This is a genomic window from Leifsonia sp. Leaf264 (assembly GCF_001422325.1).
GTDB lineage: Bacteria > Actinomycetota > Actinomycetes > Actinomycetales > Microbacteriaceae > Orlajensenia.
Window position 1 is genome coordinate 346,625 of the sequence record NZ_LMMR01000006.1, and the last position, 22,190, is coordinate 368,814.

Here is a 22,190-nt window from a genome sequence, read left to right on the forward strand (position 1 = left end):
CTCAGAAAAGACCTGATCGGCCCCGAGGTACAGGGCTTGATTTCTGTCGGCGGGTCTGGTTCGCGGCGCATCGACTGCGGGCCTCGACCGGGAGGATGTCGCGCGCAGCGCCTACCCGCCGAGCGACACCTTCAGGATCTTCTCGTTGCTGTTGTTCGCGACGCTGTCCTTGTCGCCTTGGTTCGTCGTGGTAAGCCAGAGTCCGCCGTCAGGCGTCGGCTCGACAGTGCGCAGCCGTCCGTATGTGCCGACGAAGAACTGCTGCTTGTCCGTGAGGCTGTCGCCACTGATCACCTCGCGGTACAACCGCGAGCCACGCCCGCAGGCGATGTAGACGACGTCGCGCACGATGGTAAGACCGCTGCAGGATCCGTCAGCCGTGGGGTAGGTCATCTTCGGGGCGATCAGGCCGGCTGCGCCGCATCCGCTCCCCGACGTCCCCTCGCACTGCGGCCAGCCGTAGTTGCCGCCCTTGACGACGAGGTTCGTCTCGTCCATGACGCTGTTGCCGAACTCCTGCTGCCAGAGCCTGCCGCGACTGTCGAAGGCGATGCCCTGCGGGTTGCGGTGGCCGTAGCTCCAGACGTAGCTGCCGAAGGGATTGTCACTCGGGGTGCCACCGGTGCGGGTGAGCCGCAGGATCTTGCCGTTCAGCGATCCCGTGCCCGTGAGTCGCTGCGCGTAGTCGCCGTTCTGGGCGTCACCCGTCGAGGCGTAGAGCATGCCGTCTGGGCCGAAGCGCAGGCGACCGCCGTTGTGGTACTTGTTGCGGAGGATTCCACTCACGAGCACCTGCACCGAGGCCGGGTCGATCTTTCCGGCGGCGTACTTCATCCGTACGATGCGGTTGTCGGATGCCGTGGTGTGCATGATGTACAGCCAGGGGTCGGCCGAGAAGTCCGATGCAATGGCGAGACCCATGACGCCGCCCTCGCCGTCGGTGCTCTGAGCGCCGGGGACTGTGCCCACCGTCGTCTTCGCGCCCGTCGTCGGCACCAGGCGCACGATGCCGTGGGCGTCGCGCCTGGCGTAGAGCACCGAGCCGTCGGGCAGCGTCACGAGGCCCCACGGGATGTCGGTGTCGGTGGTCGCCTGGGTGACGCCGCAGATGGCACTGCCGCAGGCGGCTCCGGTCGTCGTGGTGGCCGCCGCACTGGGGGCCGAGGCGTTGCCCTGGGCGTCGCGCGCGGTCACGGTGTAGGAGTAGGCGCGGTTCACGGCGAGCCCGCTGTCGGTGAAGGTCAGCACGCCGCCGCCGACGGATCCGACCGGGGTGGTCGCGCCGTCGCGCCTCACGTCATAGCGGGTGACGGCCACATTGTCGGTCGACGCCGCCCACGTGAGGTTCACGCTGGTTCCGGATGCCACGGCCGCCACCGACTTCGGCACGCTCGGCGCCACGGTGTCGGTACTGCACTGCGGCGGAGTGACAGTCACCGTCGCGCTGGCCTGGGAGACGTTGCCGGCGGCGTCCCGGGCGTTCACGTACCAGCCCCACGGAACGCCGGCCACGACCTTCACCGAGGACGAGCGCACTGTTCCGGCCACTGATTTCACGAGTTGGCCGTCGTGGTACAGGTCGTAGGCCGTCACGCCGACGGCATCCGTGGATGCGGTCCAGCTCAGCGTGACGGCGGTGCAGGTGAGCGCCGATCTCGTCAGGCCCGTCGGGGCTGTCGGCGGAGTGGTGTCAGGCAGCTTCGCCGGAACGGTCCACTTCTGGTTCGTGCCCGTGGTGCACGCGTGCAGGTAGACCTGCGACCCCGCCGCGGTCTTGGCTCCGCGCACGTCGAGGCACCATCCAGACGTCGTGTGCTTGAGGGTCTTGGCCGAGGTGTAGCTCCACTTCTGGCTCGCCGCTCCGGTGCAGCTCGCTATGACGGCCTTCCTCCCGGCTGCGCTGACCGCGGAACCGGCCTGCAGGCAGCGGGCGCCGTCGAAGACGCGCAACTCCCCGGCGGCGGTGCGCGACCAGCGCTGGTCGGCCTTGCCGTCGCAGGTGCCGAGCACGGTCTGCGTGCCGGCGGTCTTCGAGCCGCCCTCGATGTCGAGGCACCTCTTCGAGGCGACTCCGACGATGGGCTTGCCGGTCGCGGCGAGCGCGGCATCGGCCGGCAGCGTCAGCAGCGCGGTCACGCAGGCGATGGAGAGAATGCCGGCGAGCAGCATCCGGAGCGAGGTTCTCATGATCGGTCCCCTGTTCGGCACGCTCCAGCGCGTACCGCCTTCAGGCTAACCCCGCGGCCCCTCCGGGTGGGAGGTCAGTGGTGCGGGATACCGGCGATCATGCCGCCGTCGACCACGAACTCGGCGCCGCTGGTGAAGCGCGAGGCGTCGCTCGCCAGGAACACGATGGTGCCGGCGACGTCATCGGGGACCCCGGGCCTGCCGAGCGGGATGTCGATCCGCGCGGGGTCGATGCGCGTGGTCATGTCGGTGAGGATCAGCCCCGGATGCACCGAGTTCACCCGGATGCCCGCCGGCCCCAGCTCGACCGCGAGCGACTGGCTGAGCCCGCGCACGCCGAACTTCGACGCCGTGTAGCCGTGCAGTCCGGGCGAGCCCCGCATCCCCTCGACCGAGGAGATGTTGATGATCGACCCGGTGCCCTGCGCCTTCATCTGCGGCACGACCGCGCGGCAGCCGAGGAACACCCCGGTGAGGTTCACGGCGATCACGGCGTTCCACTTGGCCAGCGTGAGGTGCTCGATCGGTGCCGCATTCGCTATGCCCGCGTTGTTCACCAGCACGTCGACGAATCCGAAGGCGCTGACGGATGCCGCCACGACGCGTTCCCATCCCGCTTCGTCGGTCACGTCCAAGGCCTGGAACACCGCCCGCTCGCCGAGCTCGGCGGCGAGAGCAGCGCCCTCCTCGACCAGAAGGTCGGCGATCACGACCCTGGCGCCGGCAGCGTGCAGTGCTCGCACGTAGGCCTCGCCGAGACCGCGGGCTCCGCCGGTGACGAGCGCGACGCGCCCCTCGAGTTCCGTCATGGCGTCACCCGCACCACGAGTCGCCCGACGGTCCGCCCGCCGGCCAGCTCCTGGATGGCCGTCGGCGCATCCGCGAAGTCGACGACTCCCCCGACCAGCGGCGAGATGGCGCCGGCGTCGGCGAGCGCCACCAGTTCGGCGTGAGCCCGGGCGACGAGCCCGGGATCCTTCACCGGGTAGAGCCCCCAGTGCAGCCCGAGCACGCTGTAGTTCTTCACCAGGGCGTGGTTCGCGCGCACGGTCGGAACCGTGCCTCCGGCGAAGCCGACCACCACGATGCGCCCTTCGAAGGCGATGCACTTGGTCGAGCGCTCGAAGCTGTCGCCGCCGACCGGATCGAACACGACATCGGCGCCGCGTCCTCCAGTGGCCTCGTTCACCAGCGCGGCGACATCCTCGTCACCGCGCACGATCACGAGCTCGGCACCGGCGTCACGAACGACCCCGGCCTTGCCGGCACTGCCGACCACCCCGATGACCCTGGCGCCGGCCGCGACGGCCAGCTGCACCGCGGCGCTCCCGACGCCTCCGGCCGCCGCGTGCACGAGCACGGTCTCGCCGGGCTGCAGCCGCGCGCGCTGATGCAGCGCGAACCACGCCGTCTGGTACGCGATCATGAGTCCCGCCGCCTGCACGTCGTTCAGGCTGTGCGGAGTCGGATGCACATCGGATGCCGGCAGCACGGCGTACTCCGCGAGCACGCCGATCTTCGTGGCGACCACCCTGTCGCCGACGCTCAGCGCGCCGACCTCGGCGCCGGCTGCCGACGGGTCCGCGGCATCCGTCGCGGCATCCGTCGCCGCACCGATCGCGACGATCTCGCCGCTCAACTCGATGCCCGGGGTGAACGGTGGCTCCGGGCGCACCTGGTACTCGCCGCGGGCGAGCAGCACGTCGGGGAAGTTCACCGCCACGGCGCGCACCTTCACGAGCACCTCGCCGGCGCCCGGCACGGGCACCGGAACATCGTGCAGCTCGAGCACGTCGCTCGGCTCGCCGTTCCGCATGACCTGCCAGGCGCGCATCGTGGCCGGCTCAGGCATCGACCCGCTCCGTGGCCGCGCTCCCCGATGCGGCATCCGTTGCCGCGATGCTCCGCAGGTACAGCTCGGTGAGCTGCTCGGCGAGGAGCGTCTTGCCTTCCGGACCCTCAGGCGAGTACCACTGCGAGAGGTAGTGCAGGTCGCTGAAGAAGTGGGCGATGAGCACGGGCCGCGGCACGTCGGTGCGATACAGCCCCTGCTGCTGCCCGGCCTCGATGAGCGCGCTGAACTCGTCGTTGTAGTCGCGCCGGCGGCGGGTGACCTCCTGTTGGCGCGGCTGCGAAAGCATGTGTTGGCTGCGGAAGAAGACCGTGCCCTCCGGCAGGAAGTCGATCGAGGTCTCGATCACGTCGATGCAGACCGCGCGCAGCACGGCGTCGACGGCTCCGCCTCTCGCGACGATCTCGTCGAGGTGCGCCTTCTGGAGGGACAGCATCCGCTCGTAGATGGCGAAGAGCAGGTCGTCCTTCGACTGGAAGTAGTGGTACATCGCGCCCTTGGTGACACCGGCGGCCTCCACGATCTGCTGCACGCTGGTGTTCGCGTAGCCCTGGGCCGCGAACAGCTCGACGGCGGCCCGGGTCACGTCGTCGACGACACTGGTTTCTCTCATGCGTTCATCCTCGCTGGTTCTGTGGGTCATCCGACCGGGCGGATGCTGCCGCCACCGTCGATCACGATCGTCTGGCCGGTGATCCACGCTGCGTCCTCGGAGAGCAGGAACGCGACAGGGCCGGCGACGTCGTCGGGTACGCCGAGGCGCTGCAGCGGGTACTCGGCGGCCACCTGCTCCTCCCGGCCCTCGTAGAGTGCGCGGGCGAAGGCCGTCTTGATCACGGCCGGGGCGACGGCGTTCACGCGGATGCCCGGGGCCAACTCGTGCGCCAGCTGCAGGGTGAGGTTCACCAGCGCGGCCTTGGAGACGCCGTAGAACGCTATGCCGGGAGCGGCGGACAGCGCCGAGATCGACGACAGGTTGACGATGGAGGTGCTGAGCCCGGCGCCGACGGCGTCGCGGGTCCACTCGAGGGCGGCGACGACGTTCACCTCGAGGATCTTGCGCACGATCGACGCCTCGATCTCGAGCGCGGGCCCGTAGGCCGGGTTGATGCCGGCGTTGTTCACCAGGTGGTCGAGGCGGCCGTGCTGCTTGGCGATGTGCGCGAACACGGCGGCGCGGTGCTCGGGGTCGTCGGCCTTGCCGGCCACGGCGGTGGCCCTGTTCGTGGCCCTGCTCGTGGCACTGTTCGTGGCACTGTCCGTGGCAGCGCCGCCGATCGCGTTCAGCTCGGCGAGCGCCGCGTCCAGCGACTCCTGCTTGCGCCCGGTGATGACGACCTGCGCGCCCTCGCTCACCAGCCGCTTCGCTATGGCGAGCCCGATGCCCCTGCTGCCGCCGGTGATCAGAGCCACCCGGCCGTCGAACCTCTGCATGTGCTCCCCTTCGAGTACGCGCGTACGCTGCTGCCTGGCATCCGTTCGCCATCATGCTACAGACCGACCAGACGGTTTGTCCCACCCGAGCGTAACACTGCGTGCACTCCGCCTCGTCGTTCCGTGAGTTCGCAGGACCACGCTCGACATGGCCGCGATATGCGCCCATGTCCCGTCTCATCCTGCAGACTCGGCGCTCATCGGCGCCGACGTCCCACAACTCACAGCGCGCTCCCAGCCCCGGCGGAACAGCAGGCCCGCGGCATCCGTTCTCCTAGGTGGCACCGAAATACATAGGTGTCGGGCGCCGCAGCCAGCGTCGCCAGCAGAAGGAGGAGCACGTGTCACAGGACTACCGCAAGACTCCCGAGGCCCTCGCCCGCCTCACCCCCAACCAGTACAAGGTCACGCAGGACGAGGGCACAGAGCCCGCCTTCCGCAACGAGTACTGGAACAACCACGACGCCGGGCTCTACGTCGACGTCGTCTCGGGCCAGCCGCTGTTCACCTCGATCGACAAGTACGACTCGCGATCCGGATGGCCGAGCTTCACCAAGCCGATCAGCCCTGACGTCGTCACCGAGCACACCGACCGCACGCTCTTCATGAAGCGCGTCGAGGTGCGCTCCTCCGGCGCCGACAGCCACCTCGGACACGTCTTCGACGACGGGCCCGCGGATGCCGGAGGCCTGCGCTACTGCATGAACTCGGCGTCACTGCGCTTCATCCCACTCGCCGAGCTCGAGGAGCAGGGCTACGGTGAATTCCGGGGCCTGTTCGAGACCGACGCCGACGGCGCCGCAGCATCCACCACGAAGGAGAACTCATGACCACGACACCCGCCACCACCGAGACGGCCGTCCTCGCGGGCGGATGCTTCTGGGGCATGGAGGATCTGATCCGCCGCCGTCCCGGAGTGATCAGCACGCGCGTCGGCTACACGGGCGGCGACGTTCCGAACGCGACGTACCGCAACCACGGCAGCCATGCCGAGGCCATCGAGATCGTCTTCGACCCGACGGTCACCTCGTACCGTGACCAGCTGGAGTTCTTCTTCCAGATCCACGACCCCACCACGCGCAACCGCCAGGGCAACGACATCGGCACCAGCTACAGGTCGGCGATCTTCCCGCTGACCGAGGAGCAGGCCGCCGTCGCCGAGGACACCATCGCCGACGTCGACGCCTCGGGCCTCTGGCCGGCCAAGGTCGTCACCGAGGTCACGCCGGCCGGACCGTTCTGGGAGGCCGAGCCCGAGCACCAGGACTACCTGGAGCGCTACCCCAACGGCTACACCTGCCACTTCGTGCGTCCGGGCTGGGTGCTGCCCAAGCGCAACGCGGAGCAGAACGCGTAGCTCGCAGTAGGCACGAACACCGAACGCCCCGCTCGATCCCCTCGGATCGGGCGGGGCGTTCGTCCGTTCCCGCCCGCCCGCCTCGCCGAGCGGGAGGTAACACGCCCACCGCCGCCCCTACGCTGGGAGCATGACGACCCGCCTCGCCACTCGTGCCACGCTCGCCGCCGTCGCCGGACTCGCCCTGCTCGCCCTCAGCGCCTGCAGCGGGTCCGGCACCGATTCCTCAGCGCCGACCACCAGCTCACCTGCCGCGTCGGCCTCCGCCGAACCGATCGGTGACTGCACCGGGGTCGCCGTCATCGTCGACGCCGGCAACCTCGAGACCGCCGATGACCCGTCCACCACGGCGTGCATCGATGCGACGGCCCCGATCGCGGCATCCGAGGCCCTGAAGCAGGCGGATGTGACCACTGAGGGCACCGACGAGTACGGCGACCAGGTGGTCTGCCGCGTGAACGGCGTGCCGTCCGAGGACGAGCCGATCACCGCCGCCGACGGCACGGATTACGTCGAGAAGTGCGAGGGCATGCCGGCCGCGTTCGCCTACTGGTCGCTCTGGGTGAAGCCGGCGGGCGGCGAATGGGCGTACGCGCAGGAGGGCCTCGGAACCCTGCAGCTCGCTCCCGGCGATTCGGTGGAGCTGCTGTTCACCCTCAACGACGAGCCCGCGGCACCCGCCGCGTAACCGCACTCGGCCCCGTCCGGGCTGTGACGCGCGCCCGATGATGCGATGCTGAGGCCCTGATGCTCCGCTTCCGTGCTGCACCGCTGCGAGCCGCGGCGATCCTCGCCGTCGGCTTCATCGCGCTGCGCCTGGCGTATCGGGCCCTGTTCAACGGGCTGGGAGGTTCCGGCCTCCTCCTCATCGACCTGCCGAGCGTGCGGTTGCCGCCGCCGTTCGCCCACGTCACCCTGTTCGGCCCCATCACCACCGGCGGCATCGTCGTGGCCGTCGAGAGCGCCTTGCCGATAGCGCTCGTGATCCTCGCGTTCGGCGTTCTCAACGCCGTCGTCGACGTCTCGCGCCTCTTCGCGCGTGGCGCCCGGCGCGGCCCGTTCCGGGGCATCGCCCGCACCCTCGTGATCGCCTGGGCGACCTTTCCGGGGCTGACGGATGCCGTGACCTCCGTGCGCCGCGCCCGCCGCCTGCGTGCCGAGCGCGGCCTCGCCTCGCTGCTGGTGCCGATCTTCGAGCGCACTGTCGAACGCGCCGTCGCCGTGGCCGCCACCATGGAGGTGCGCGGCTTCGCGTCGACCCGCCCTGTCGACGGCGGTTGCGACAGGCCTGTGGTCCTGCGCGACGTCTCCATCGGCTTCGACGGGCGACGGATGCTGCACTCCATCGACCTCGCGCTCTCCACCGGCACCCTCACCGTCATCGCGGGGCCCACGGGGTCGGGCAAGACCTCGCTGCTGCACGCCATGAGCGGTCTGCTCACCCACGTCGACGGCGGCGAGGCGAGTGGCCTGATCGAGATCGGTGGTGTGGACCGGGCGGCCGTCCCTCCGCGCGACACCGCCGGCTTCGTCGGGGTCGTGCTGCAACAGCCGCGACTCGGCTTCGCCAGCGAGAGCGTGGCCGACGAGATCGGCTTCTCCCTCGACGTGCGCGGAGTCGCGCCCGTCATCGTGGCGGCGCGGGTGCGCGAGGTGGCGCGGCACGTGGGCATCGAGCATCTCGTCGGCCGCGACATCCGCGCCCTCTCGGCCGGAGAGGCGACGCTCGTCGCCATCGCGGCGGCGGTCATCGAGCAGCCGACGCTGCTGCTCGTCGACGAGCCGCTCGCCGACCTCGACCTCGACGCCAGGTCGCGCATCGCCGAGCTGCTCGGAACGCTGGCGCACGAGGCCGGCGTCTGCGTCATCGTCGCCGAGCACCGCGTGGGCGAACTGGCGCACGTGGCCGACGCGGTGCTGTCGATCGCGGACGGTCAGCTGGCCGCCAGCGAGCCGCGCCCCAGTTCCCCCGCCGCGCCATCCGAGTTTCAGCAGCGCGGCGCAGAAACCATGGCGGCTGCCAACCCGACGGCCGGCGCGAACGCGAGTGCGGCATCCGGCAGCACGATCGCCCGCATCAGTGGCGTCTCGGTCGCCCACGCCGGCCACCTCGCCGTGATCGACGCCTCCTTCACGCTGGCGTCCGGGGAGATCACAGCGATCACCGGCCCGAACGGCGCCGGGAAGTCGAGCCTGCTGCAGGCGGTGGCCCTGCCGACGGCATCCGGAACCGTCTCCATCGACGGCGCCGACGTCGCCGACCTAACAGCTCGACTGCGACGGATGTCGGTCGCCCTCGTGCCCGACGCCTCCGACGACCTCCTGTTCTCCACCACCGTCGCCGAGGAGTGCCGACGGGCCGACAGCTCGGCCGACGTGCAGCGCGGAACGACCCAGCGGCTGTTCGAGTCGCTGTCGGGCTCGGTGCCGGGCGGACATTCGCTGCGGCATCCGCGCGATCTCTCGACCGGGGAGCGCCGGTTGCTCGCCATCGCCATCCAGCTGGCGGCAGCGCCGCGGGTACTGCTGGTCGACGAGCCGACACGCGGACTCGATGAGCTCGCCCGCGACCAGGTGGCCGGTGCATTGCGGACGGCGGCGGAGAGCGGATGCGCCGTCGTCATCGCCAGCCACGATCGCGCGTTCGCAGCGGAGGTCTCCGATCGTGCGCTCGAGATGAGCGACGGGCAGCTGGGACATCCGCTGGCAGAAGCACGGGAGCGCAGCGAGCGCGCTGAAGCCGAGGATGCCGGCGCCGGGTCCCTCCGCTTCGGCGGCGACTCCGTCGCTGCCTCTGCGAGCGGGAAGGGCGGCGACTCAGTCACTGCCTCTGCGAGCGGGAGGGAGCCATCGGCCGCGACTGCGAGCGAAAGGGGACGCCTCAAGGCGAGCGGCCAGCCAAGCGCGACTGCGGGCAGGACCCGACGACCGAGCGCGAGCCGGAGCGGCAGCACGAGGGCGGCTGCGAGCGCGAGCCCCCGCTGGCAGTCATTCGTCCTCGTCGCCGGATCGCTCGTCGCGGCCGCCGCGTTCGCCTGGCCGCTGCTCGTCCCGGCGCTGCCCGCGCAGGCGCAGGCGGCAGCCCCGTTCGCCGCGATAGCGCTGCTGCCGTTCGTCCTCGTCGCCGTCGCCCTGGCGCTCGACGGCGCTGTGCGTTCGGCCAAGACCCTCGCCATGCTCGGCACCCTGACGGCCATCGGTGCCGCCGTGCGCATAGCCAGCACCGGCGTCGGCGGCGTCGAGGCCCTCTTCGTGCTGCTCATCCTCGCGGGACGTGCGTTCGGCGCCCGCTTCGGTTTCCTGCTCGGCGTGCTCACCATCGCGCTCTCGTCGACGATGTGGGGCGGCTTCGGCCCGTGGACGCCGTTCCAGATGTTCGCCTGCGGCTGGGTCGGCGCCGGCGCCGGACTCCTCCCCCGGTTCCGGATGCAGCGAGCCCGGATGCGTCGACACGGCCGCGCGCTCGAGATCACCGTGCTCGCCGTCTACGGAGCCGTCGCGTCCTACGCCTTCGGCCTCGTGATGAACCTGTGGTTCTGGCCGTTCGCCGTCGGGACGGCATCCGACATCGCCTATGTTCCCGGGGCATCCGTCGCGCAGAACGCGAGCTCGTTCCTGCTCTACTCGCTCGTGACGTCGACGCTCACCTGGGACACCCTGCGCGCCGTCACCAGTGTGGTCGGCATCGTCGTGGCGGGACCTGCCGTGCTCGCCGCGCTGCGGCGTGCCAAGCTCCCGAGTGGTTCCTCTGCTTCGGGGCCGCTTCGCGGTCCCTCTGCCATCGGAACACTCACACCGAGAAGTACTTCGCCTCGGGGTGGTGGAACACGAACGCGTCGGTCGACTGCTCCGGATGCAGCTGCAGCTCCTCCGACAGCTCCACGCCCATCCGCTCGGGCTTGAGCAGTTCGACCACCTTGCGGCGGTCCTCCATGTCGGGGCAGGCGGGGTAGCCGAGCGAGAAGCGCGCACCGCGGTACTCGAGCTTGAAAAGGCCGGCGACGTCGTTCGGGTCCTCGGCCGCGAAGCCCAGCTCCGACCTGATGCGGCCGTGCCAGAACTCGGCGAGGGACTCCGTGAGCTGCATGACGAGGCCGTTCAGCTCCATGTAGTCGCGGTACTTGTTCTCGGCGAACAGCTTCGCCGTGACCTGGTCGATGTGGGCGCCGGCCGTCACCAGCTGCACGGGCATCACGTCGACGAGGCCCGACGAGCGCGGCTTCACGAAGTCGGCCAGGCACAGGTGCCTGTCGCGGCGCTGCCGCGGGAAGTGGAAGCGCAGGCGGTCGGAGCCGAGAGCTCCGTCCGACCCGCCGTCGGGCGCCAGCAGCCCGGGGACCCCGAGCACACCCGTCGGATCGTCGCCGTGGTTCAGCACGACGATGTCGTCGCCCTCGCTCACGACGGGGAAGTAGCCGTAGGCGACGGAGGCGTCGAGCATGCCCTCGGCGAGGATGCGGTCGAGCCAGTAGCGCAGCCGCGGCCGCCCCTCGGTCTGCACGAGCTCCTCGTAGCCGGCCGCGCCGTCACCGCGACCGGGCTTGAGGCCCCATTGGCCCATGAAGGTCGCGCGCTCGTCGAGGAACGCCGCGTAGTCGGCGAGCGCGATGCCGCGCACGATGCGCGTGCCCCAGAACGGCGGAACGGGAACGGCTGCATCCGTCGCCACGTCCGACCGGGTCGGCATGTCCTCGGGCTCGGTGAGCGTGAGCAGGCTGCCCTCGCGATGGATGCGCTTCTTCAATGCGGGCAGGCCGACGGATGCCGGATCCGCCCCGCGCGCGATGGCCACGAGCGGCTCCATGAGCGCGAGGCCCTCGAAGGCGTCGCGGGCGTAGCGCACGGTGCCGTCGAACAGGCCGGCGAGGTCGTCTTCCACGTAGGCCCGCGTGAGGGCGGCGCCGCCGAGCAGCACGGGCCAGCGGCCGGCGAGGCCGCGGGAGTTGAGCTCGAGCAGGTTCTCCTTCATCACGACGGTCGACTTCACCAGCAGCCCGCTCATGCCGATCACGTCGGCGTCGTGCTCCTCAGCCGCCTTGATGATGTCGGCGATGGGCTGCTTGATGCCGAGGTTGATCACCTCGTAGCCGTTGTTGGTCAGGATGATGTCGACGAGGTTCTTGCCGATGTCGTGCACGTCGCCGCGCACGGTGCCGAGCACGATGCGGCCCTTGCCGGCGTCGGTCGTCTTCTCCATATGCGGTTCGAGGAGAGCGACGGCGGCCTTCATCACCTCGGCGGACTGCAGCACGAACGGCAACTGCATCTCACCGGAGCCGAACCTCTCGCCGACGACCTTCATGCCCTCGAGCAGGTGGTCGTTGACGATGCCGAGGGCGCTCATGCCGTCGGCCCGGGCCAGGTCGAGGTCGCCCTCGAGTCCCTTGGCGTCGCCGTCGATGATGCGACGCTCGAGCCTCTCGCCCACGGGCAGGGCGGCGAGCTCGTGGGCGCGCTGGTCGCGGAGCGCGGCGGTGTCGACGCCGGCGAACAGGTCGAGCATCTTCTCCAGCGGGTCATAGACCAGGGTGCCCTCGGCGTCGTACTCGCGGCGATCCCAGACCAGGTCGAGGGCGACCTTGCGGCGGTCCTCGGGCACGGAGGCCAGCGGCACGATCTTGGCGGCGTCGATGATGCCGGAGCTGAGGCCCGCCTCGACGGCCTCGTGCAGGAACACCGAGTTCAGCACGGAACGCGCGGCGGGGTTGAGGCCGAACGACACGTTCGAGACGCCGAGGGTGGTGTGGATGCCGGGGTACTTCGCGGTGATGCGCCGGATCGCCTCGATGGTCTCGATGCCGTCGCGACGGGTCTCCTCCTGGCCCGTGGCGATGGGGAAGGTGAGGGCGTCGACGATGATGTCCTCGACCCGCATGCCCCACTCGCCCACGAGGGTGTCGACGAGGCGGGACGCGATCCGCACCTTGTCGTCGGCGGTGCGGGCCTGGCCCTCCTCGTCGATGGTGAGGGCCACGACCGCTGCGCCGTGCTCGGCGACCAGCGGCATGATGCGGCCGAAGCGCGAGGTGGGGCCGTCGCCGTCCTCGAAGTTCACCGAGTTCACGGTGGGCCGGCCGCCGATGAGCTCCATGCCGGCCCGCAGCACGGGCGGCTCGGTGGAGTCGACGACGAGCGGCAGCGTCGACGCGCTCGCGAGTCGCGAGACCACCTCACGGATGTCGGCCACGCCGTCGCGGCCGACGTAGTCGACGCAGACGTCGAGCAGGTGCGCGCCGACGCGGATCTGGTTGCGCGCGATCTCCACGCAGTCGTCCCAGCGCTCCTCCAGCATCGCCTCACGGAAGGCCTTCGAGCCGTTGGCGTTGGTGCGCTCCCCGATCGCGAGGTAGGAGGCGTCCTGGTCGAAGGAGACGTGCTGGTAGAGGCTGGCGACACCGGCCTCCTCCTCGATGACGCGGGCGGCGGGCGCCACCGGGGTCGCGCCGGCGCCGGTGCCGTGCAGCCGCTCCACGACGGCGCGCATGTGCGCCGGCGTCGTGCCGCAACATCCGCCGATCAACGACAGGCCGAACTCGCGCACGAACTGCTCATGCGCCGTCGCGAGTTCGACGGGGGTGAGCGGATAGCTGGCGCCGTGCGTGCCGAGCACGGGCAGGCCGGCGTTCGGCATGCACACGACGGGCACGGTGGAGTGCTTCGACAGGTGGCGCAGGTGCTCGCTCATCTCGGCGGGGCCTGTGGCGCAGTTGAGCCCGATGGCGTCGACGCCGAGAGGTTCGAGGGCCGTGAGCGCTGCGCCGATCTCGCTTCCCATGAGCATGGTGCCGGTGGTCTCGACGGTGACCTCGACGAAGATGGGCAGGCGGATGCCGCTCTCCACGATCGCCTGCTTGCAGCCGTTCACGGCGGCCTTGGTCTGCAGGAGGTCCTGCGAGGTCTCGATGAGGAAGGCGTCGGCGCCGCCATCGATGAGGCCGTGCGCCTGCAGGGCGAAGGTCTCCTTGAGGTGGTCGTAGGTGGTGTGGCCGAGGCTCGGCAGCTTCGTGCCGGGGCCCATCGATCCCAGCACCCAGCGGATGCGGCCGTCCTCACTCTCAGCGGCCTCCACCCGCTCCCGGGCGATGCGCGCACCCTCCCGGGCGAGCTCGCGGATGCGGTCGTCGATGCCGTAGTCGGAGAGGTTCGACCAGTTGGCGCCGAAGGTATTGGTCTCGACGGCGTCGATGCCCGTGGCGAGATAGGCGTCGTGGATCGCCGCGATCATGTCGGGACGGCTCACGTTGAGGATCTCGTTGCAGCCCTCGAGCTGCTGGTAGTCGTCGAGGGTCGGCTCGAACTCCTGCAGCTGCGTGCCCATGGCGCCGTCGGCGATGACCACCCGGCTGCGCAGTGCCTCGAGCAGCGCCTCGGAACGCGCGGGCCGCGGCACGGCGCCGATGTCGAGGGCGAATCTGGGGGCTGCGGATGCCGCTGCCGAGGGTGCGATGGTTCCGGGCGCGTTCACGCGCCGAGTCTATCCGCGGGCATCCGGAGCATCGGGGTCTGTTACCGCCCGCTCAGGCTCCGAGGAGTCGGCGGCCGAAGCTCTCGCTAGGCTCGAAACATGACCGCCGACGCCCGCCTCCTTCCCGTCGACACCGAATCCGCGGCGGCCCTCGCCGCCGGCGGCCTGCGGTACGGCCTCGTCGACACCACGGACCGGGCCGCCTTCGCGGCCTGGGACCAGGCCGATGCGCGCGGCTTCCACGAGAGCCGCCTCTCCGACACCACCATCGACGCGAACTTCGCCAACCTCGCCTACCGTCGCACCACCGGCGTCTGGGACGACACGATCCCGGATGCCGCCGTGCCCGTCGCGACGGTCAGCACCTGGGTCGCCGAGCTCACGGTCCCGGGTCCGGCGATCGCTCCGGCCTGGGCCGTGAGCTCCGTCACCGTCGCCGCCACCCATCGCCGACGCGGCATCGCGCGCGCCCTCATGGAGGGCGAACTGCGCACGGCCCACGCGGCCGGAGTGCCGCTGGCCATCCTCACCGCGAGCGAGGCCACCATCTACAGTCGCTACGGCTACGCTCCGGCCACCTCGGTCGCCACGCTCGAGGTCGACCGCCGCCGTGTGGAATGGACCGGACCGACGCCGCAGGGCCGCGTGCACTTCGTCGAGGCGGCATCCGCCCGGGCTGTCGTCGAAGAGATCTCGGCGCGCGCCGTGCGCCGCACTCCCGGTGAGATCGACCGATGGGGCGGCAGGTTCGACCAGCACTTCGGACTCATCGACCCCGACAGCGACCGCGGCCGCTCCATCCGTACGGCCCGCTACGACGACGCCGACGGTACCGCCCAGGGCATCGTCGCGTTCAGGCTCGTGGAGCAGGAGCCCGACGTGGTGCGGCTCGAGGTCGAGCACTTCACTGCTGCGACGGATGACGCCTACAACGGGCTGTGGAAGTTCCTGCTCGAGCACGACCTCGTGACCAGCATCCGTGCCCGTCATCGGTCGATCGACGAACCGCTGCCGCTCTTGCTGGCCGACTCCCGCGCCGTGCGATGGAGCGAGGTCGAGGACTTCCTCTGGGTGCGGGTGCTCGATCCCATCGCAGCGCTCGAGAGCCGGCGCTTCGGCGCCGCCGGCCGGCTCGAGCTCGAGGTGACCGACGCCCTCGGCTTCGCGGGCGGCCGCTTCAGCCTCGAGGTCGGCGCCGACGGATCGGCGTCGGTGACGCGGGTGACGTCAGTTCCGGATGCCGGCACCGGCGCGGCCGGCGCCACCGGCGCCACCACCGAGGCCACCGCCACGCTCACCCTCGCGGTCAACCAGCTCGGCGCGATCCTCCTGGGCGGCATCCGCCCCACGGTGCTCGCCGCTGCCGGCCTGATCGCGGCCGAGAGCCTCGAGACCCTCGCCCTGGCCGATCGCCTGTTCGCCGCCGAGCGCACCCCGCACCTCAGCATCGTCTTCTAGTCGCGGTCTCTGCCGCGGAATCACCGCCAGCCGCCCGCGAACGGGGGTTTCCGCGGGCCCGCGCGCATCCGTAACCTCAAGGGTCTGACCCCTGAAAGGCTCCGATGACGGCTCTCTCCCCCGAGGTCGGCCCTGCACGCAACGCAGCGACCTCCCTGCGCAGTCGCGCGGCCGGAGCCTCCGTCATCACCCGGTGCCTGGCCGAGCAGTCCCAGGTTCCCGACCGCGGTCGTCTCGCCAGAGTCTTCGGACGCAGTCCACTGTCGGAGGAGTCCCGCAGCTGGTACCTCGGAGCACTGGGCGAACTCGCCGTCGCGGGCCGCCTCAAGCAACTCGGGTCGGGGTGGACGGTGCTGCACTCCGTGCCCGTCGGCCGCGGTGAGAGCGACATCGACCACATCGTCATCGGCCCGTCCGGCGTCTACACGATCAACACCAAGCACCACGACGACGCCCGCGTGTGGGTCGGGGCACGGAAGCTCCTGGTGAACGGCCAGCCGACCGATCACCTGCGCAACTCCCGGCACGAGGCCGAACGGGCCACGCGCCTGCTCAGCGCCGCCACCGGGATGGACGTGGTGGTGCGCCCCGTCATCGCCGTCGTCGGCGCGAAGTCCATCACGGTCAAGGAGCTGCCGAGCGACGTGATGGTGCTGGCCGACACCCAACTCGTGCGCTGGCTGAAGCGCCGGCGCCGCACACCGGCTCTCGCGACAGCGCCCGTCGTCGCGGCGGCGGAGCATCCGTCGACCTGGCACGAGAACGGCGCCGAGGCGCTCGCCCACGCGAACCTCGACCAGTTCGCCACCCTGCAGCAGGAGGTGCGCACCGCTCGCGATGTGCGCGCCATCTGGGTCGGTGCCGGGGCCGTCGCCATCGGGGCTGTCGCCGTCACGCAGCTGACGCCAGCGCTCGCCCTGATGTTCGGCTGAGCAGGGCCGACCAGCGCCGGCCCGCCGAGCCCTGCACCTCACGTTTACAGGACCACGGCCGCCTTGGGTGCTCCACAGCACCCATCGGCGGTCTCATCCTGCAAACGCACCTCCTGTCCTGTGAACACACCGCTCATCCTGTGAACGCACCCGCCGACACCCTCGACGCGCACGCCCGCGAGATGCGAGGCTGGCTCCATGGCGACGGGGCGGGTGAAGCGCGGATTCCTCTGGGTGCTGAAGAACACCCTCAACAGGCTCACCCTCAGGCTCGCCCGCTGGGGTCACGGTCCGTTCTCGCTCGTGCGCCACGTGGGCCGCTCCAGCGGACGCACCTTCGAGACTCCGCTCATCCTGGCGCGTGTGCCCAACGGCTTCGTCGCCGAGCTCACCTACGGCGACGGCGTCAACTGGTACCGCAACATCGTGGCCGCCGGCTCCTGCGTCATCATCTCCGGCGGTCGCGAGTACAGCATCGGCTCGATCGAGCCCTACGCGACGGATGCCGGCCTGCGGGCATTCGGCGGCCCGCGCGCGGCGATTCTGCGGCTGCTGAACCGCGAGGAGTTCAGGCTGCTGCGCCTGGCCCCGACCGCTGCCTGAGCCGACTCACTCCATCGTGTCGAGGATGCCGATCAGGTGCTCGAACGTCGTCAGCGGGTTGATGATCGCGAAGCGCGCGTTCGGGCGACCGGCATGCGACGACGGCGTCACGAAGGCGTGCTGCTCGTTCAGCAGGCGCGCCGACCACCGGTCGTAGTCGGCCTTGGCCCATCCGTCGCGCTCGAAGACCACGACGGAGAGCTGCGGGTCGCGCACCAGCGAGAGGCCGGGCCGCTTCTCGATCTCGGCGGCGATGTCGAGGGCCAGCTGGATGGAGTGCGTCACGGCGTCGCGGTACGCCTGGCCGCCGTAGGTCGCCAGCGAGAACCAGAGCGGAAGTCCGCGCGCGCGGCGGGTGAGGTGCGCGGCGTAGTCCGACGGGCTCCAGTCGCTGGTCTCGGTGAGGGTGTCGAGGTACTCGGCGTGCTGCGTGTGCGCCCGCCGACCGGTCTCGGGGTCGCGGTAGATGAGCGCACAGGCGTCGAACGGGGCGAACAGCCACTTGTGCGGGTCGACGATCACCGAGTCGGCGTGCTCGACGCCGGCGAACCTGTGCCGGGCCAACGGCGACAGCATCGCGGCGAGGCCGTAGGCGCCGTCGACGTGCAGCCAGAACTCGAAGTCGTCCTTGAGGGCGGCGATCGAGGCGATGTCGTCGACGACGCCGAAGTTGGTCGATCCACCCGTGGCCACGACGGCGAAGACGGATGCCCCGTGCTCCACGAGGGCTCCCCGCACGCTCTCGCCCGTGAGCACGCCGTCGGCCCGCGGGGCGACGGGAACGACCTCGACGTCCATGACGCGGGCCGCCGAGGCGATCGACGAGTGGGCCTCGGCGCTGCACACGATCACCCAGCGTCGCGGCTGCTCCTCGCCGCTCTCGGTGACACGCAGGCGGGCGCGCTCCCTGGCCGCGACGAGCGCAGACAGGTTGCCGAGGGTTCCGCCCTGCACGAAGACGCCGCCCGAGGTCTCGGGCAGGCCGAACTCGCGGGCGAGCCATCCGAGGGCCTCGTTCTCGGCGAACACGGCGCCAGCACCCTCGAGCCACGATCCGCCGTAGAGCGCGCTCGCCGACACGACGAGGTCGAAGGAGATCGCCGCCTTCGTGGGCGCCGACGGGATGAAGGAGAGGTACTGCGGATGATCCGTCGTGATGCATGCCGGGGCGAGCACGTGCTCGAACAGGGCGAGCGCGCGGGTGGCGCCGATGCCGTTCTCGTCGATCGATCGGCCGGCGAGTCGGTCGAGCTCGACGGCGCTGAGCGGCTTGTCGAGCGGAGTGTCCGAGCTCAGGATGCGGCGACGGGAGTACTCGAGAACCACGTCGACGATGTCGGAGGTCTCCTTCGAGACCTCGTGCATGCGGGTGGTCTGGGTTCCGGCGGCAGGTGTCGTTCCGCGTGCTGCGTTCATGGGTACATCCTTGCGTTCAGCCGCCGTCTCCGGGAGTACAGCTGGGCTCAGACCAGTGAATCCGATACGGCGCGCAGTGTTGCTGACTGGAGCGGGACCTTCGCGCGCGTTCGGGTGCGGAGGTGCAGGAAATCGCCGCGTTCCCGTCGCGCACGCACCGCGCAGGCCGCTGTCGTGCGTGTCGGACGCCCGGGCTAGCGTGAGGTCATGACCGAATCAGAGCTGATCTCCGGTACGACGTCGACCGGAGTCCCGTTCGTCGCCCGCGCGACCTCGACGACGGGGGCTCCCGTCATCGCGGCGTGGCACCTGCTCGATCCGCCGCGCACGCCCGCAGCCTTCGCGGCGGCACTGCCCCTGGCCGGACTCGATGCGACGGTGCTCTACCTCGGCCTTCCGCTGAGCGGCGATCGCATGCCGGATGGCGGCTTCGACGAGATCATGCGTCTCGCCGGCGACGACGCCGTGATGCGGTTGTTCGCGCCCATCCTCGAGGGTGCCGTCGCCGAGTTCCCTGCCGCCTTCGCCGAGCTGTGCGAGCGCTTCGATGTGTCGCCCGATGCGGCGGTCGGCCTGCTGGGCGGCTCCGCCGGATCCGCGGTCGCCGCCGGCGTGCTCGCGAGCGGCACCTCGGGTGCCTCGGCCGCGGTGTTCGTGAGCCCGATGCTCCAGCTCGCTCCGAACATCGATGCGATGGCCGAGTTCTTCGGCGGCGACGCCTACGCGTGGCATCCGGAGTCCAGGCGGGTCGCAGCCGAGATGGACTTCGTCGCCCGAGCCGAGGAGATCACGGCGACGGATGCCGCCCTCCGCGTCATCGTCGGACTCGACGACGAACCGGCCTTCGTGGGGCCGGCCCGCCTGTTCGCCGTCGCCACGGGAGCCGACCTGCAGCTCATGGAGAGCGTCGCGCACGCGCTGGCCGAGGAGCCCGGCATCGAGCCGGCTCCGCAGACCGAGGCGGCAGCTGCCTACGACGCCCTCGCGGTGGAGTGGTTCAGCGAGCACCTCCGCTGAGTCGCACGATCCCGCTGATCAGGGGCCGTTTGCAGGATGAGACGGGATACGGGCGCATAGCGCGCCCATGACCCGTCTCATCCTGCAGACTCGCAGGTGCCCTACTTGTAGGAGTAGAACCCCTCGCCCGTCGAGGTGCCGAGCTTGCCCTGGTCGATGTAGTTCTCCTTGAGGTACGCGGCGAAGGCCTGCTGCTTCGGGCCGCCGTGCGAGGAGATGTTGTAGGCCGTGGTCAGGCCGACGATGTCGTAGATCTGGAACGGGCCGAGCGGCGCCCCGGTGCCGATGCGCCAAGTCTTGTCGATGGTCTCGGGGTCGGCGTAGCCGCCCACCACGAGCTCGCCGGCAGCATCCAGGAACGGAACCAGCAGCGAGTTCAACAGGTAGCCGGCCTTCTCCTTGCGGATCTCGATCGGCACCATGCCGATCGCCGATGCGAAGTCGACGACGGTCTGGAAGACGGCGGGGTCCGTCGCCGGCGTTCCCATGATCTCGGCGGTGTTCTGCACCCACACGTGGTTCGCGAAGTGCAGCGCCAGGAAGCGATCGGGGCGTCCGGTGAAGCCCGAGAGGTCGCTGGGCAGCAGGGTCGACGAGTTCGTCGCGAAGATGGTGCGCTCGGGGGCGAGGGCCGCGAGCTTCGTGTAGGTGTCGCGCTTGAGCGACAGGTTCTCGGGGATCGCCTCGATCACGAGGTCGGCATCCGTCACGGCATCGGCCAGATCGGCTGAGAGACGGATGCGGGCCAGCGCCTCGTCGGCCTTGCCGTCCGCGGCTCCCGCCACCTCCTTGGTGTACGTCGCGGCGAGGCCGGCGAATCGCGCCTTGGCCTGCTCGAGCACCTCGTTGCTGATGTCGTACGCGACCACCTCGAATCCGTGGAACGCGGTCTGGTAGGCGATCTGCGACCCGAGCACGCCGGTTCCGAGCACGGTGATCTTCGTCAGTTCTGACATTGCTTCCTTCTTACTTCTCTGGGTTCTCTTGTGGAGTCTGAGGGGCGGATGCCGCGGGCCGCGCGGCATTGAACCTGGCGAGTGCCTGCGCGAAGGCGGCGACCTCGTCGTCGGTCCAGTCGCCCATCTGCGCGTCGACGACGTCCTGCAGGATGCCGAGGCTCTCGCGGTAGGCGTCCCACCCCGCGTCGGTGAGCTCGAGCGGGCGGCCGCGGCCTGCGGCATCCGTCGCCTCGCGGACGACCCCGAGCTTCACCAGGTTCGTGAGCTGCCGCGACACCGTCGAGCGGTTCAGCAGGAACTCGGTCGCGATGTCGGTGGAGCGGCTGCCCGGGTTGTCGACGATGAACGCGACGATCGACTGGTCGGTGAGGGAGAGCCGGATGCCTGCCGTGCGGGCATCGGCGACCCCCCGGCGGGAGATGCGGATGAGGGCGCGCAGCACGCTCGCTGCGTGCTCGTCGCGTTGACGGACCATCGGGGCGCCTCGCTCTCTGTTGCTTAGTGCAACAGTACGCCTCTAAGTTGCAGGATGCAACAGAGCGAGGTTCGAGCGCCGAGCAGCGCGCCTGCCACGGACTCCGCTAGCGAGCAGCGGCAGTGCCGGCCATCCTGTAGAACTCCCGGGCGGTGCCGGCGAACAGGCGCTCCCGCTCGCTCCGCGTGAACTCGCCGGTGATCCTGTCGAACGCCCCGTAGAGCGCCCCCAGCGACGAGTACAGACCGTCCACCGGGAAGTTGCTGCCGAACATCGCTCGCTCCGGGCCGAACACCTCGATCGTGTCGAGGACGATGCGACGAATGCTCTCGGTGGTCCACCGGTGATCATTGGTGCCCAGCGCCGAGATCTTCACCGTGGTGTTCGGCTGCGCGGCGACGAGAGCGATCCCACGCTTCCAGGAGTCCAGCGCGTCGTCGTCGCGCTCGATGGGCATGCCGGCGTGGTCGAGCACTATCGGCACGTCGTGATGAGCCGCCGCCAGCGTCGCGGCGTCCTCGAGCTGATGCGGGAACACCTGCAGGTCGAATGACAGCCCGAGTGACGCCAGGTGCCCGAAGCCCGACAGCCAGGCCGGATCCCGCATCAGGTCACCCCGGTCGCGGTGCGCGTAGAACGGGTCGACGTGCCAGTTCAGGATGTCGCGAACTCCCCGAACCGACGGCAGGGAGGCGTGAGCGGCGAGCTGGTCTGCAGCATCCGTCGACGTCAGGTCGACCTTCACCACCTGCACGCTCGGCAGTCCGGCGGCGGCGATCCCGTCGATCCATCGGCTCTCCCAACGCGGATCGGCAGCACCGTTCTCGACGTGCACCGAGCCGACGAGGCGGCCCCCGAGCAGGTCGAGCTCTGCGGCATCCGCTCGATAGTCGGCCAGCAGGTAGTCGTGCCTCAGCGGGACGTCGTCGCCGTGATAGCGATCGACTCGCGGCCCCTCTAGCCAGGGGTACGAGGCCGAACTGAGAGCGCACAGGTGGTGGTGCGCGTCGATGACGTCGAGGTCGAGCATCGGTT

At 70.3% G+C, this 22,190-nt stretch carries 18 protein-coding genes; 8 read left to right on the top strand and 10 right to left on the bottom strand.

Annotated elements, in window-relative coordinates:
- Window positions 1-111 precede the first annotated feature (111 nt).
- The 5 genes from ASF30_RS14750 to ASF30_RS14770 all read right to left on the bottom strand — a co-directional run bounded on the left by ASF30_RS14750 (window position 112) and on the right by ASF30_RS14770 (window position 5,473).
- Window positions 112-2,187, bottom strand: coding sequence for a PQQ-dependent sugar dehydrogenase (locus ASF30_RS14750; RefSeq protein ID WP_055908148.1), 2,076 nt, complete (start codon window positions 2,185-2,187; stop codon window positions 112-114).
- Between the two features lie 74 nt (window positions 2,188-2,261).
- The gene (locus tag ASF30_RS14755; protein WP_055908151.1) at window positions 2,262-2,996 is read right to left on the bottom strand and encodes a glucose 1-dehydrogenase; all 735 of its coding nucleotides are present in this window, start codon (window positions 2,994-2,996) and stop codon (window positions 2,262-2,264) included.
- On the bottom strand, window positions 2,993-4,039 hold the full coding sequence (locus ASF30_RS14760; protein WP_235480344.1) for an NADPH:quinone oxidoreductase family protein: 1,047 nt from the start codon (window positions 4,037-4,039) through the stop codon (window positions 2,993-2,995). Before ASF30_RS14760 ends, ASF30_RS14755 begins: the two co-directional genes overlap by 4 nt.
- Window positions 4,032-4,652 (bottom strand): TetR/AcrR family transcriptional regulator, encoded by a 621-nt coding sequence (locus ASF30_RS14765; RefSeq protein ID WP_055908154.1) that lies wholly within the window; start codon window positions 4,650-4,652, stop codon window positions 4,032-4,034. Before ASF30_RS14765 ends, ASF30_RS14760 begins: the two co-directional genes overlap by 8 nt.
- A gap of 26 nt (window positions 4,653-4,678) precedes the next feature.
- The gene (locus ASF30_RS14770) at window positions 4,679-5,473 is read right to left on the bottom strand and encodes an SDR family oxidoreductase (RefSeq protein WP_055908156.1); all 795 of its coding nucleotides are present in this window, start codon (window positions 5,471-5,473) and stop codon (window positions 4,679-4,681) included.
- Window positions 5,474-5,814: 341 nt separating this feature from the next.
- On the opposite strand from ASF30_RS14770, the gene msrB reads away from it, so the two are divergent.
- From msrB to ASF30_RS14790, 4 genes are all read left to right on the top strand, one after another.
- The gene (gene msrB / locus ASF30_RS14775) at window positions 5,815-6,303 is read left to right on the top strand and encodes a peptide-methionine (R)-S-oxide reductase MsrB (RefSeq protein ID WP_055908159.1); all 489 of its coding nucleotides are present in this window, start codon (window positions 5,815-5,817) and stop codon (window positions 6,301-6,303) included.
- Window positions 6,300-6,830: a peptide-methionine (S)-S-oxide reductase MsrA gene (msrA, locus tag ASF30_RS14780; protein ID WP_055908162.1), complete on the top strand. Its 531-nt coding sequence runs from the start codon at window positions 6,300-6,302 to the stop codon at window positions 6,828-6,830. The genes msrB and msrA overlap by 4 nt, the downstream gene beginning before the upstream one ends.
- A gap of 130 nt (window positions 6,831-6,960) precedes the next feature.
- Window positions 6,961-7,518 (top strand): hypothetical protein, encoded by a 558-nt coding sequence (locus tag ASF30_RS14785; protein WP_055908164.1) that lies wholly within the window; start codon window positions 6,961-6,963, stop codon window positions 7,516-7,518.
- Between the two features lie 59 nt (window positions 7,519-7,577).
- Window positions 7,578-10,733, top strand: coding sequence for an ATP-binding cassette domain-containing protein (locus ASF30_RS14790; protein WP_055908169.1), 3,156 nt, complete (start codon window positions 7,578-7,580; stop codon window positions 10,731-10,733).
- Here the strand turns inward: ASF30_RS14790 and metH are convergent.
- Complete coding sequence (gene metH / locus ASF30_RS14795) at window positions 10,621-14,220, bottom strand: methionine synthase (RefSeq protein ID WP_200918465.1); 3,600 nt, start codon at window positions 14,218-14,220, stop codon at window positions 10,621-10,623. The genes ASF30_RS14790 and metH overlap by 113 nt on opposite strands.
- A 174-nt stretch (window positions 14,221-14,394) precedes the next feature.
- On the opposite strand from metH, the gene ASF30_RS14800 reads away from it, so the two are divergent.
- The 3 genes from ASF30_RS14800 (at window position 14,395) to ASF30_RS14810 (ending at window position 17,288) form a co-directional block, all read left to right on the top strand.
- The gene (locus ASF30_RS14800; RefSeq protein ID WP_055908172.1) at window positions 14,395-15,753 is read left to right on the top strand and encodes a GNAT family N-acetyltransferase; all 1,359 of its coding nucleotides are present in this window, start codon (window positions 14,395-14,397) and stop codon (window positions 15,751-15,753) included.
- Window positions 15,754-15,857: 104 nt separating this feature from the next.
- Window positions 15,858-16,685: a nuclease-related domain-containing protein gene (locus tag ASF30_RS14805; protein WP_055908175.1), complete on the top strand. Its 828-nt coding sequence runs from the start codon at window positions 15,858-15,860 to the stop codon at window positions 16,683-16,685.
- A 198-nt stretch (window positions 16,686-16,883) separates the two neighbouring features.
- A complete protein-coding gene (locus ASF30_RS14810) occupies window positions 16,884-17,288 on the top strand; it encodes a hypothetical protein (protein WP_055908178.1) in 405 nt (134 codons plus the stop codon).
- Window positions 17,289-17,294: 6 nt separating this feature from the next.
- On the opposite strand, the gene ASF30_RS14815 is transcribed toward ASF30_RS14810, so the two are convergent.
- The gene (locus ASF30_RS14815; RefSeq protein WP_055908181.1) at window positions 17,295-18,704 is read right to left on the bottom strand and encodes a pyridoxal phosphate-dependent decarboxylase family protein; all 1,410 of its coding nucleotides are present in this window, start codon (window positions 18,702-18,704) and stop codon (window positions 17,295-17,297) included.
- A 207-nt stretch (window positions 18,705-18,911) separates the two neighbouring features.
- Here ASF30_RS14815 and ASF30_RS14820 point away from each other — a divergent pair, with 207 nt between their 5' ends.
- A complete protein-coding gene (locus tag ASF30_RS14820) occupies window positions 18,912-19,721 on the top strand; it encodes a hypothetical protein (protein ID WP_055908184.1) in 810 nt (269 codons plus the stop codon).
- A gap of 101 nt (window positions 19,722-19,822) precedes the next feature.
- On the opposite strand, the gene ASF30_RS14825 is transcribed toward ASF30_RS14820, so the two are convergent.
- From ASF30_RS14825 to ASF30_RS14835, 3 genes are all read right to left on the bottom strand, one after another.
- Window positions 19,823-20,677, bottom strand: coding sequence for a 3-hydroxyacyl-CoA dehydrogenase (locus ASF30_RS14825; protein WP_055908187.1), 855 nt, complete (start codon window positions 20,675-20,677; stop codon window positions 19,823-19,825).
- Window positions 20,678-20,687: 10 nt separating this feature from the next.
- Window positions 20,688-21,155, bottom strand: coding sequence for a MarR family winged helix-turn-helix transcriptional regulator (locus ASF30_RS14830; protein ID WP_055908191.1), 468 nt, complete (start codon window positions 21,153-21,155; stop codon window positions 20,688-20,690).
- A gap of 106 nt (window positions 21,156-21,261) precedes the next feature.
- On the bottom strand, window positions 21,262-22,185 hold the full coding sequence (locus ASF30_RS14835) for an amidohydrolase family protein (RefSeq protein WP_055908193.1): 924 nt from the start codon (window positions 22,183-22,185) through the stop codon (window positions 21,262-21,264).
- Between the last annotated feature and the right edge of the window lie 5 nt (window positions 22,186-22,190).

What these genes read in the sequence shown, in the direction of transcription:
- msrA (WP_055908162.1), top strand. Translation starts at nt 6,300, where the DNA reads ATGACCACGACACCCGCCACCACCGAGACGGCCGTCCTCGCGGGCGGA.
- ASF30_RS14835 (WP_055908193.1), bottom strand. Translation starts at nt 22,185, where the DNA reads ATGCTCGACCTCGACGTCATCGACGCGCACCACCACCTGTGCGCTCTC.
- ASF30_RS14790 (WP_055908169.1), top strand. Translation starts at nt 7,578, where the DNA reads ATGCTCCGCTTCCGTGCTGCACCGCTGCGAGCCGCGGCGATCCTCGCC.
- ASF30_RS14785 (WP_055908164.1), top strand. Translation starts at nt 6,961, where the DNA reads ATGACGACCCGCCTCGCCACTCGTGCCACGCTCGCCGCCGTCGCCGGA.
- ASF30_RS14770 (WP_055908156.1), bottom strand. Translation starts at nt 5,473, where the DNA reads ATGCAGAGGTTCGACGGCCGGGTGGCTCTGATCACCGGCGGCAGCAGG.
- ASF30_RS14800 (WP_055908172.1), top strand. Translation starts at nt 14,395, where the DNA reads ATGACCGCCGACGCCCGCCTCCTTCCCGTCGACACCGAATCCGCGGCG.
- ASF30_RS14760 (WP_235480344.1), bottom strand. Translation starts at nt 4,039, where the DNA reads ATGCCTGAGCCGGCCACGATGCGCGCCTGGCAGGTCATGCGGAACGGC.
- ASF30_RS14815 (WP_055908181.1), bottom strand. Translation starts at nt 18,704, where the DNA reads ATGAACGCAGCACGCGGAACGACACCTGCCGCCGGAACCCAGACCACC.
- ASF30_RS14830 (WP_055908191.1), bottom strand. Translation starts at nt 21,155, where the DNA reads ATGGTCCGTCAACGCGACGAGCACGCAGCGAGCGTGCTGCGCGCCCTC.
- ASF30_RS14765 (WP_055908154.1), bottom strand. Translation starts at nt 4,652, where the DNA reads ATGAGAGAAACCAGTGTCGTCGACGACGTGACCCGGGCCGCCGTCGAG.
- ASF30_RS14810 (WP_055908178.1), top strand. Translation starts at nt 16,884, where the DNA reads ATGGCGACGGGGCGGGTGAAGCGCGGATTCCTCTGGGTGCTGAAGAAC.
- ASF30_RS14825 (WP_055908187.1), bottom strand. Translation starts at nt 20,677, where the DNA reads ATGTCAGAACTGACGAAGATCACCGTGCTCGGAACCGGCGTGCTCGGG.
- ASF30_RS14820 (WP_055908184.1), top strand. Translation starts at nt 18,912, where the DNA reads ATGACCGAATCAGAGCTGATCTCCGGTACGACGTCGACCGGAGTCCCG.
- ASF30_RS14805 (WP_055908175.1), top strand. Translation starts at nt 15,858, where the DNA reads ATGACGGCTCTCTCCCCCGAGGTCGGCCCTGCACGCAACGCAGCGACC.
- ASF30_RS14755 (WP_055908151.1), bottom strand. Translation starts at nt 2,996, where the DNA reads ATGACGGAACTCGAGGGGCGCGTCGCGCTCGTCACCGGCGGAGCCCGC.
- ASF30_RS14750 (WP_055908148.1), bottom strand. Translation starts at nt 2,187, where the DNA reads ATGAGAACCTCGCTCCGGATGCTGCTCGCCGGCATTCTCTCCATCGCC.